The organism is Longimicrobiales bacterium (assembly GCA_028823235.1).
GTDB lineage: Bacteria > Gemmatimonadota > Gemmatimonadetes > Longimicrobiales > Gaopeijiaceae > UBA2589.
This window is the reverse complement of record JAPKBW010000036.1, coordinates 1-10,956: the sequence shown is the minus strand read 5'-3', so window position 1 is coordinate 10,956 and position 10,956 is coordinate 1. Positions and strand designations below refer to the sequence as shown.

The following is a 10,956-nucleotide window of genomic DNA, read 5'->3' as shown; positions in this document are numbered from 1 at the left end:
CCGACACGACGCGGGGATGAGCGTGACCCAAAATTAGGGCACCCCAAGACATTACATGATCAAGGTATCGGTTACCGTCGACATCGATTAGGTAGGCGCCCTCTCCCCTCGCGATGAACCGAGGGTCGCCCCCTACTGCCTGGAAGGCGCGAACAGGAGAGTTGACGCCACCCGGGATGGTCCTTAGGGCTCGCTCGAAAAGTTGTCGAGATCGGTTTGATGTCATTGGCCGTGCCTCACCCCTCGTGCTTCATGAGTCGAATCGCAGCGTCCTCACCACTTCGAACGGTGTCAGGAATTCCGACCCCGCCGTACGAGCACCCCGCTAAGAAGAGTCCTGAGAGTTTGTGAGCCTCAGACTGCACGGACGCCACTCGGGCTATATGGCCAACAGTATAGGCGGGCATGCTGCTTTCCCAACGAAAGACGCGCCACCACAATGGTGCTGCGGTCAATCCAACCGCATCACGAATCTCGTCCTCGAGAATGGCGAGCAACTCCTCTTCACCCTTTGGCCCCGCTGCCGGAAGGTGCGGATCCCGCACGAATCCGCGGAGCAGGACCTGACCCTCCGGCGCCCGTCCGGCGAACTTCCGAGATGACCACGTGACACCAGCCACCTTTCTACTTTCAGAGATCGGATTAAGGTATCCATGGCCCTTAAGTGGGCCATCGAAGGCGTCTTGTTTGAAAGCCGCGGTGACTACGCTGGTCGAGGTGAACGGAATCTGACCAAGCTCCATCGCAAGATCTGGGTGTCCGGGCAGTACGCGCGCTGCGGCCGGTGCCGGCAAGGTGAGCACGACAGCGTCGACTGTGAGCGGCCGACGGTCTTCAAACTCGATGACCCACCTAGCTTCGGATCTCCTAACCGAGGTTACCTCTGTGCCAAGTTCTACTTTTGCACCTGCGGCAACAACGGACGTTTCGAGCGCGTCGATTAGATCTCCGATTCCATTTCGAAGTGAAATGAAGGGTGCCCCTAGATAACGCTTGTCGCTCTTGGGAGGGCGCTCGCGGGCAAGGGCGGCTAGCCCCCGTCCGACGCTACCGGATTTCTTCTCCGCCTCGACGAGAACCGGAAAGGTGGCCTCGACACTCAACTCTTCGGGACTGCTCCCGTACAATCCACCGAGTAGGGGCTGCATTAATCGCTCATACAGCTCGGTCCCGAAACGACGACGCACGAAAGACGCCACGGTCTCATCACCCCCGTGCTTGCGTCGGGGAATAAGTGGCTCCATGGCGACGCGAGCGCATCCGAGAGGACTGAGGATCCCTGAACTCCATAAGGGACCCATCTGGGTGGGAACCATTCCGCTTAGTCCGTCGGGAAACGGTACCAATCTTCCAGAGCGGCGAACGAACGCCCTCGGTTTCTCTGGTTCGCACGCGACCAAATCGTCTTCGAGGCCCAGCTCCTCAACTAGTGCTCGGGCCCAAGGTTTCCGAACAAGAAAGCTGTCTGCGGACCCCTCGACAGTGAATCCATCGAATCTCTCGGTCACTATCTTTCCACCTAATCGATCACCGCGCTCGAGTAGAACGAGGCGACACTCGAAGCGACGTCCCGAATCGCCTACCAATTCCAGCCGTGCATCAGGGTGAAGCAACCGATGCGCCGCGGTAAGGCCAGCGAGTCCGCCGCCGATCACCGCAACGGTCGGTATATTATTTTCCATACTAGCTCGACCTATCACTGCTCCACGACCTGAGCGTATCGAGTACCACGGAGATGCTGTCCATCGGCGTTTTCGGCGTTACCCCATGCCCAAGGTTGAATATGTGGCCAGGACGACCATTCGCGCGCTCTAGGATGTTCTCGACGCTCGCCCTTAAAACGTCGTGCGGAGCGAAGAGTACGGTGGGATCCAGATTTCCCTGGACACCCTTCTCCCGACCGATCCGAGACCATCCCTCGTCAAGAGGCACGCGCCAGTCGAGTCCGATGACATCGCCACCGGCCTCGCTCATGTCCGGTAGAAGTTCCCCGGTTCCAACACCGAAATGAATCGTGGGGCAATCAAGCTCCGACAACGCGTCGAAGATCGCTGACGAGTGAGGCTTGATGTAGCGGCGATAGTCGCCCGCGCTCAAGTATCCGACCCAGCTATCGAATAATTGAAGCACCTGTGCTCCGGCCTCAGCTTGCGCGGTCAAGTAGGAAATCGTCATCGTCACGAGCTTCTCCATCAGAGCTTGGAACGCAGCAGGCTCGTGATACATGAAGCTCTTCGTCTTGATAAAGTTCCGCGTCGGTTTTCCCTCAATGAGATAACTCGCGAGGGTGAACGGGGCGCCGGCGAACCCTATGAGCGCTGTTTCCCTAGGGAGTGCTTCGCGGACGAGCCCCAAGGCCGCGAGTGTAGGAGCGACGCACTCGTGCGGATTGAAGGGGCGAAGGGCCTCTACGTCCGACATAGATGAGACTGGGTTCCCGATTAATGGCCCTACGTCTGGGATAAAGTCCAGATCAATACCCATGGGCACGACAGGCAGCAGGATGTCCGCAAAAATGATGGCACCATCCATGCCGAAACGGCGGATCGGCTGAAGTGTGACTTCCGCCGTCAATTCTGGATCCGCGCATATGTCCAGAAGGGTGTGATGCTTCCGCACAGCTCGATACTCCGGAAGGAATCGACCAGCCTGCCGCATGAACCAAGCTGGCGTACGGTCCACCGGCGTGCACCGACACGCCGCTACGAGTCTTGTCTCGCTCACGGCCAAAGGTCGTCCGGACAATCGCTCGGCGCATGGACTCCCACGTGAACAGGCGCGTCCAAGAGCGTATAGGGCCGAGCGGCGGTTGCTCTTAGTTCGCGGACCAACGCCGAGAATCGCGGCAGATCATCGGATTCGTAAACCACAACGAATTCATGATCCTGTAACCCGGTAGAGTAGAGAAGTAACTGGGAGATTCCGTCGTAGCTTCGCCCAATTCGTATATGCTCGTTCATCATCGCCTGACGACCAGGCTGGTGAATCAAATACCACTCCGCGGTCTTGGAGAACGGATAAGCGATTAGGTAGGGCAATTTCACAGAATCGAATGGATCAATCCGCCCTGCGTCACGACCGCCCCGGTATTGAGTCCCACGCGTGAATCCCCAGAGGACGTCGACCATGGTGACGTACCGTCGGAAGGGCCTCAGCGCCCTAGAGTACGCGTCGAAGAATGTCTGCGGATTCTCCGACGCTTCCATACGGAGCGCGCACCATAAAATAAAGTCGGTTCCTACGCGTGTTGGCGAAGTTCGGTAGTGACGAACACCCTCGGCCACGCGCCCCATGTGGTCGATCCAAGAAACTTGCAGGTCCGAGCGTTCTTTATCGTCTAAACGCCAGTAGTCCTCTGTTAGTGAAAAGATGCCGAAGTGATTGAGTGAACTCTGCGGCTTTTCTTCTATGGCGTCGTTTTGCGTAGCCACTGGGCTACCTCCTCGGCGTGATAAGTAATCAAAAGATCTGCCCCGGCTCGCTTCATACCTGAGAGGGATTCCATAACTACAGCTTGTTCGTCCAACCACCCGGCGCGCGCTGCGGCCTTAACCATGGAGTACTCACCGCTGACATTGTAGGCGACGAGTGGCATGGACGGGAACGTATCCTTCAACATGCGAACGATGTCCAGATAGGCTAATGCCGGTTTTACCATAAGAAAATCAGCTCCCTCCTTCACATCAAGTGCCGCCTCTCTCAAAGCCTCGCGTGCGTTGGCCGGATCCATCTGATGGGACCGACGGTCACCGAAGGAAGGCGCTCCGTTCGCCGCGTCCCGAAACGGTCCGTAGTAGGCGGAGGCATACTTCACCGCGTAAGACATAATGGGGACCTCCGAAAACCCGGAAGCGTCGAGTGAACCGCGGATGGCACTAACCATTCCATCCATCATTCCAGACGGAGCGATGACATCGGCACCACTCTCCGCCTGAGACACCGCAACTCGGGCTAGTAGGTCGAGCGTTCCGGGCAGGTCCACCGACTGATCGTCGCGCAGGATGCCGCAATGGCCATGGTCCGTATATTCACATAGGCACGTGTCCATGATTATGACCAAGTTCGGGCACCTAGCGCGTATCGCTCGCGCGGCTCTTTGCACCACGCCGTCAGGGGCGAAGCTTTGGCTGCCCCCAGAATCTTTTTGATCAGGAATCCCGAACAGAATGACGGATCGAATTCCGAGGTCCGAAACGTAGTCCGCATATTTCGCTGACTCATCCACCGATCGCCGAAAGGTGCCGGGCATAGACGCGATTTCCGACACGCCATCGGCGTCCGACACGAAGAGTGGCAGGATCAAGTCATCGATGCAGAGACGTGTCTCGCGGACCATTGCACGCAGTGTCTCTGTCCGCCGAAGCCGCTGAGGTCGTTGTGGGGCGGTGCCGTCGTTCACCATCGTCACACTTCCCACCCGTCGTAGTGATCCAACGCCTCGACAAGTCCTCGGAATGTCGACTCGGTGGCCTCGACATCGACACGGACACCGAGAGCTCGAGCAGCATCAGAAGTGACGGGTCCTACCGTGGCGACCACGGTGTTCTCGATGCAACCCGGGTCATCAGAACCAAGACCCTTGAGGAGACCTCGGATACTGGATGGGCTCGTGAACGTCATAGCGTCTGCTTCCTTTAGGCTCGCCTTAGCGTCTGCGGTAATCTCTACATACTCGGTTCGGTAGGCTGAGACGGCGTCGACCCGCGCGCCTCGAGATCGAAGGAGCTCGGGCAGACGTGGGTCTGCAATATCGGATCGTGGCAATAATACGCAGCCGCCTTCAACGTCCCCCATCGCGTCCGGCAGTCGGTCGGATCGATATGCGTGAGGGATTGCCGAAACGGTTAGCCCCGCGTCTTCCATGGTCTTCGCCGTCGACGTGCCCACAGCGGCGAGACGTATATTGGCCCAGGCCGAAAAATCAATCCCAAGTACAGCGCACCGACCTAGAACGGATCGGACACCGTTCGCACTGGTGAATACGATCCACTCGTATTTGGAAGCATCCTGAAGGGCGCGATCCAATGGCCCGTGCACGGCAGGCGGAAGGATCGCGATCGTGGGTACAAGTACAGGCTTTGCCCCGAACTCCTCCAAGAGCCGACCTATCTTCATAGTTTGAGAGGAGGGCCGGGTCACAACGACTCGACGTCCGGTGAGATGTCTCATCCCAGAATCTCCCGGGCACCCATGCGAAATGCCTCTGCGGCTAGCGCTCGGGCCAAGGGAAGTGGATCCGATCCACGTCTCGATATTTGGATGTGGGCGCTTCCATCTACGGCTCCGACGAATCCGGTCAGCTCGAGTGCTCCACCTTCAGCCGACGTAGCCAACGCACCCACCGGCAAAGAACACCCTCCGCCCAAGGCGGCCAAGAACGCGCGCTCGGCTTGGACCTCTGTCCGAACCTTCTTGTCATCTATGAGACCAAGTAATGTTCGAACCTCGGCATCGTCCTCTCGGCATTGAACGGCCAGCGCCGCCTGTCCGGGCGCTGGGACGAAGTCGTCCACGGATAGTAGTTCTTGTATATCGCGGGTGAGGCCCAAGCGATTTAGCCCGGCGGCGGCGAGTATGACCGCGTCGAGTGGTCCATCGATAGCCCTTCGCACCCTAGTCTCGACGTTTCCGCGTACCGCTTTGATAATCAGGTCGGCCCGATAGGCCTTGATTTGAGCAGCGCGCCTAGGGCTCGACGTGCCGACTTTCGCGCCAATAGGTAGCTGAGCTAGTCCGCCTTTCTTCGAGGACACAAGTGCATCTCGCGGGTCTTCTCGACTCAAGATCGCGGCAGTCACGATGCCAGCATTATCCTGGATCGGAAGATCCTTCAACGAATGCACTGCAACCCTGACCCGTCGGCCTAGAAGCGCCTGGTCGATTTCCGAAGAGAACGATGCTCCGCCCAGATCAGATAAGGCGGCGTCGAGGCTACGATCTCCCAGGGTGGATAGAGGGAACGGGCGTGCACAGACTCCGGAAGATGCCTCTCGAAGCATCTTAGAAACGTGCTCCGCCTGCCATAAAGCGAGGGCAGAAGCACGTGTCCCGAGCAGAAGTTCCTCTCGGACGGGCTGCGTCATCCCCCGTCCGGACTCGACAAGTCCTCACTTACTCCGGCAAGGCCGAACAGCTCACGCAATGCATCTGACATCCGATGAGAGTCTTCGTCGCCTGCCTGCGAACGCAATCGAGTCGACGGGTCGTGAAGAAGTTTCTTCACCAGTGCGTGGCTGAAATGAGTGATTCGAGATTGCACTTCGGGGTCGATCCCATCGAAGTCGCCGAACAAGCGGTCCACCTCGTTGGTCCTCAATAATTCTGCTCTCTGCCACAGCGCAGTGAGTAGGGGTTCTATGAGGTCTGTCTTCATCGCTTGGACATACTGACTGACCTCTTCTTCGACAATCTTTTCCGCGCGGCCAATTTCTGAGTGGCGCCCTCGCATGTTGGCGTCACTCAAATCTCGGATCTCAGTTAGTCCGAGCAATCGGACGCCTTCGATCGACTCGACCCCTGGCTCGACGTCGCGAGGGACGGCTAGATCCACGATCCCCATGGGTCGATCCTCAAAACGCCCGTAGGCTGCTCGTGACACGAGGTCGTGACTCAAGATCGGCGTCAACGACCCCGTCGTCGTAAATACGATGTCGGATTCGGCCAAGAGTTGGGAGAGGCGTTCGATTGGGGCTGCACTCGCGCCGAAATCGTTGGCAAGGTTCTCGGCGTTCTCCATGGTCCGATTGACGATGGTTAGCTCGGCGACTCCTTCCTTACGCAGCGTACTGCACACGAGCCGACTAACCTTTCCCGCTCCGACCACGAGAACACGCTTATTGTCCAGAGAGCCTAGCTCACGCTGTGCGAGCTCGACGCCAACTGAGCCCAGACTGACACGTCCGCGACCAATCTCAGTCTCAGCTCTAGCCCGACGACCGGCCCTACGAGCGACTTCAGCTAGGGCGACCAGCGCCCGGCTGCCACCTTCGCCATCGATTGCGCGCTTGAATCCGATCGCCACCTGGCCAGGAATCTGATGTTCCCCGATAGCCACCGAATCCAAACCAGCGGAGACTCTGCAGAGGTGGCGAACCGCATTGGGACCCCGATGCACGTACATCAAGCCGTCGCAAGGCAGGCCGGCCAATTCCGCTGCCGGAAGGAAGATCTCGGAGCGAATCCTGTGGATCATCTCCTCGGCGACATGGCCCTCCACCGCCATGTAGAACTCGGCACGATTACAGGTCTTTACGATCGCCATATTTATCGGTCGACCGCAAATCGTCCCACCGTTCAAATGCTGTTCGGCGCCATCCATCGCATGCTGTAGTAGGGTCACCACTGCCTCAAGAAACTCCATCGGAGCCACTCGAATACTGGTGCCGACGCAGAGTTCCACGGAACCCGGCTTGCTCTCGTCGCCATGGGCTTTCAGTACCTCGAGGCCGATCGGAGGAACCACTCCAGCACGCTTCGACGAAGAGCGCTCTAGATCAGTCACTAAGCCACGTCCACCAGTTTGCATCGTGAAGCACATCGACCTTGCTCTCGCCCCTGACACAGGCACGTATTAAGGAGCCCGGTCTTTTGATCAAGAACTGCGCCAATGACCATGTCGGCTAAGACACCCCTCATTCCGGGGTGCGCATGGGGAGTTCTTACGCGGTGGTATCCCATACCCCGGGCCTCGACGATCTCTTTGAGTTCTATGTCGAGTTCATCCAACGTTTCGGATTGTTCATGGATGAAGCTGACGGGAACCATGACGACATCTTTTCCTTCAATGGTGGGCAGGAGTGCCTCGTTAGAGGGCTCCGTCCACTGCACCGGCCTATTCGTGTGATTTTGATAGCCGAGTTCATATGAACTCACTCCCACCCGCTGCGCGATCAATCGGCAGGAATCCTCCACGTACTCTTGATAATGGCTTCCCTCCTGTAGATAAGAAACGGGAGTGCCGTGGGCCGAGAAGTACAGACATGTGTCCCTTCCCCCCAATTCCAACCCTCGCTCGGACATGAGTGACCGAATGTCGTCTGCCCTAAGTTCCACGTAATCGGGGTGCCGATGCCACCCACCCATGGGGATGACGTCGATCTCCCATTCGAGTGCGTCAAGCTCGCTGTGTACGGTGTTCAGAGCCGCCAAGGTTGTGGTGGGTCCACAAATCGGGTAGAGGGGTAGAGCCACCACCCGGTCTACCTCTGCATCACGGCATTTACGTAAGGCGTCGGCGATGCTGGGCTTCGTGAACTGAGTGCCTACAAATACGGAAGCCAACTGCCCGCGCTTCTTTAACTCATCCTCTAAGGCCTCCCCGTGGGCGTGAGCATGCTCGTTCATCGGAGAACCCCCGATATTCCGATACACGTCCATGAGACCTGGCGCACGGGCCTCGGCCAACTCCCTGGCCCGCTTTCGACCAGTCCCGGCCTCCAGCTTACGGTTACTAAGGAAGATCCCCTCCAAGAAGTCGATGACTCCCTCTGGATCGGTCCCCTCAGGCTCGCCGAAGGCGAGAAGCACGACACCTACTCTTTCCACGCTCCCTCCTACTCTTCTTTAACTGCTTTAACTGCAAAGTTTTCCAATCATATGACGTTAGACTGACCGCAGTGCGGCGACAATGCGTAGAGTTCCCATACCGACGGTGGGTATTTTCACCCACCCCATGGGACTCGTCTAAGCGAAGTTAATGATTGTGAGCAGAGCCGACGACGTGGCTGGGTCGCTCGTGAGGTTCCATGAGACATGATGTGATCAATCAAGACCGCCGGATCTCGACTATCTAGCTTGTGTTAGTCCAAGGTGATGGGACTGACAGCGTCCCGGCCGAGGCCCACGATGGTGATACCGCAGGACGAGCCGAAGGGCCGTGGTGAAGTGCGCCCGATTTGCTCATCTAGGCCAGCGCTGCGAGCATTTAGGATGCAGAACAAAAACACAGCAAGAGTAAGGCGCGAGACACTCCGCATCTCATCCGTCGAAGTGGCGGGCTGGAGTGTGAGAACAGATCGTGTTCCGGAAGTAGGCGACTTCGTTCACTGCGTCGAAGGGTTGGCTAAGGTCAACAGCCTCCATGGGCGCACCAGTGACGGTAGCCGTCTGATCGGGTTGGCGCTCGTCGACTCCGATGGCCCCGCGTTCTTTGCCGCGGCGTCCAACGTGCTACAGAAAGACGACGAGGCGTAGGACCCCGAACCCAATTTCCAAAAACTGAAACTGAAGGTGTTTCAAGCCACGTCCCAGTGTGTGGGGAGCTAGTTGGGGAGCTTGACCCCACTCCTTGGCACCTTCTATACCATCCGTGTCGTGGTGAACTTGGCCGAGGCCCGTTTCTCGGCTTTCCTCAAGTCTGAGTGCGGCAGAATAAGGGCATGAAGAAAACAGGTGAGTTGGGTGCCTTCGTGTTTTCACTGTTGCTGTGGAGTTGTGGGGGAGACAGTAGTCCAACCGCGTCTATTTCCACGCCAACGCCTGTAGCGACGTCGATCACCGTTTGGCCGGCCACCTTCTCCGTCCGTCGCCACGCCCATGAGGCCCAGGCCGGCACCAGCCTTAGGCTCTATTCGCTGGGTGCGACATCCCAGCTCACCGCTCAGGTCGGAGATCAGAAGGGCGCAAGGATGTTTCTTGCCGTGGTGAACTGGACGACGTCGGACGCAGCCGTGGTTTCGGTTTCCTCTAACGGGCTCGTCACTTCAGTCGCTGACGGAACAGCCACGATTACCGCGACGAGTGGGCCACTGAGTGCGACCGCGAGCGTGACCGTCGAGCAAATGGCCGCCTTACAACTGCTCACTGAATATGGGAACGTCACAGAGAACGACGTCATCACGGAAGGAATCTTCGCCGTTTGGTGGGACAAAACCTTTGACATGCGGACGCATGCGGAGGCGGCCATGGCCGACCTCCAGGCGATCCGTGACGTATCGCTGAACGAATTCGGCCTTCGGGACCCGCCCAACCCCGGCCTTGGCTCGTATTACAACGTGTATATCCATCAGCCTGGGCCGGGGAATGACAACTATCCCGCGTCGTGGGGAGCCGGGCAGGGGACCGATGGATTGGGCCGGCCGTTTCTCACCTTGCCCGGCGATTTGGAGTACAACCGTTATGGGGATCCCAACCGATTCTTCGTGGATCCGTTGCTGCTCTACCACGAAGGCTTCCACGTCTTCCAGTATTCTGCGAACTCGCCAGGGTTCGCCTACGCCGGTGACACTGGATGGTATGTCGAGGCATCCGCAAATTGGTTCGCGGCCACTTACAATGCCGATCTAGATATGGCCCACCTTGAGGCTGGATCTCTCGCGGCAGTGCCATTTCAGGCACTTTGGCACAGTTGGGACAACTGGGCGGTGGGCGACCGAGACAACTGGAACCGCTTGGTGCGCCAATACGCGATGGGCACCTATCTCTACTACCTGACTTCGGTCGAGGGGGTAGCCACCGACCTCATCGTCGATGGGTTCTACGCTAGAACAAACCAGTCTCCGCAGGAGTACCTCTATCGTCGGGTCGACGGCCTGCGGGGCTACTTTGCGAACTTCGCCGCACACACGCTCACCGAGATCGACTACGTCAGTCGGGCCCAGTACGAACGGTCCATGCTGTACGTGCAGGCGGGGGACAACGGCCACCAGGCGTACATCCATCGTTTCGTGGCCGACCTGACCGGGACCGGTACTGCCGGTGACTGGTTCGAGCCACCGGCCGCCCAGACGCCGCGCGGCTGGTCCTTCAACGCGATCCGTATCCAGGACCTTCAGGCGGGCGAGTACACTATCGAGTTCGACGGCGATGACGCCGGATCGGAGGGTGCAGCTGCCTACTTCGTGGCTCGTGCCGTGATTCGCGCGACCTCGGGCGACACCTTCCAGACGCTGGCGCTCACCGACGGCCGGGCCGGGACCTGGACGCTCGACGTGAGCGCAACGGATGAATCCGTGTACT

11 protein-coding genes are annotated in these 10,956 nt (G+C 58.4%); 2 read left to right on the top strand and 9 right to left on the bottom strand.

Annotated elements, in window-relative coordinates; genetic code table 11:
* From OSA81_12845 to hemH, 9 genes are all read right to left on the bottom strand, one after another.
* Positions 1–226 (bottom strand): aminotransferase class III-fold pyridoxal phosphate-dependent enzyme (locus OSA81_12845; GenBank protein MDE0899894.1); only part of this gene is annotated, 226 nt, incomplete at its 3' end.
* Positions 227–236: 10 nt separating this feature from the next.
* A complete protein-coding gene (gene hemG / locus OSA81_12840) occupies positions 237–1,682 on the bottom strand; it encodes a protoporphyrinogen oxidase (protein MDE0899893.1) in 1,446 nt (481 codons plus the stop codon).
* A gap of 1 nt (position 1,683) precedes the next feature.
* Positions 1,684–2,724, bottom strand: coding sequence for a uroporphyrinogen decarboxylase (hemE, locus tag OSA81_12835; GenBank protein MDE0899892.1), 1,041 nt, complete (start codon positions 2,722–2,724; stop codon positions 1,684–1,686).
* The gene (locus tag OSA81_12830; GenBank protein ID MDE0899891.1) at positions 2,721–3,431 is read right to left on the bottom strand and encodes a chlorite dismutase family protein; all 711 of its coding nucleotides are present in this window, start codon (positions 3,429–3,431) and stop codon (positions 2,721–2,723) included. Before OSA81_12830 ends, hemE begins: the two co-directional genes overlap by 4 nt.
* A complete protein-coding gene (hemB, locus tag OSA81_12825; GenBank protein MDE0899890.1) occupies positions 3,407–4,402 on the bottom strand; it encodes a porphobilinogen synthase in 996 nt (331 codons plus the stop codon). Before hemB ends, OSA81_12830 begins: the two co-directional genes overlap by 25 nt.
* A 2-nt stretch (positions 4,403–4,404) precedes the next feature.
* On the bottom strand, positions 4,405–5,115 hold the full coding sequence (locus OSA81_12820) for a uroporphyrinogen-III synthase (GenBank protein MDE0899889.1): 711 nt from the start codon (positions 5,113–5,115) through the stop codon (positions 4,405–4,407).
* Positions 5,116–5,165: 50 nt separating this feature from the next.
* The gene (gene hemC / locus OSA81_12815; GenBank protein ID MDE0899888.1) at positions 5,166–6,083 is read right to left on the bottom strand and encodes a hydroxymethylbilane synthase; all 918 of its coding nucleotides are present in this window, start codon (positions 6,081–6,083) and stop codon (positions 5,166–5,168) included.
* Positions 6,080–7,501, bottom strand: coding sequence for a glutamyl-tRNA reductase (gene hemA, locus OSA81_12810; GenBank protein ID MDE0899887.1), 1,422 nt, complete (start codon positions 7,499–7,501; stop codon positions 6,080–6,082). Before hemA ends, hemC begins: the two co-directional genes overlap by 4 nt.
* On the bottom strand, positions 7,501–8,544 hold the full coding sequence (gene hemH / locus OSA81_12805; GenBank protein ID MDE0899886.1) for a ferrochelatase: 1,044 nt from the start codon (positions 8,542–8,544) through the stop codon (positions 7,501–7,503). The genes hemA and hemH overlap by 1 nt, the downstream gene beginning before the upstream one ends.
* Before the next feature lie 384 nt (positions 8,545–8,928).
* On the opposite strand from hemH, the gene OSA81_12800 reads away from it, so the two are divergent.
* Entirely contained in the window at positions 8,929–9,192 is a 264-nt protein-coding gene (locus OSA81_12800; protein MDE0899885.1) for a hypothetical protein, read from the top strand.
* A 185-nt stretch (positions 9,193–9,377) separates the two neighbouring features.
* A partial coding sequence (locus tag OSA81_12795) for an Ig-like domain-containing protein (protein ID MDE0899884.1) occupies positions 9,378–10,956 on the top strand: 1,579 nt, incomplete at its 3' end.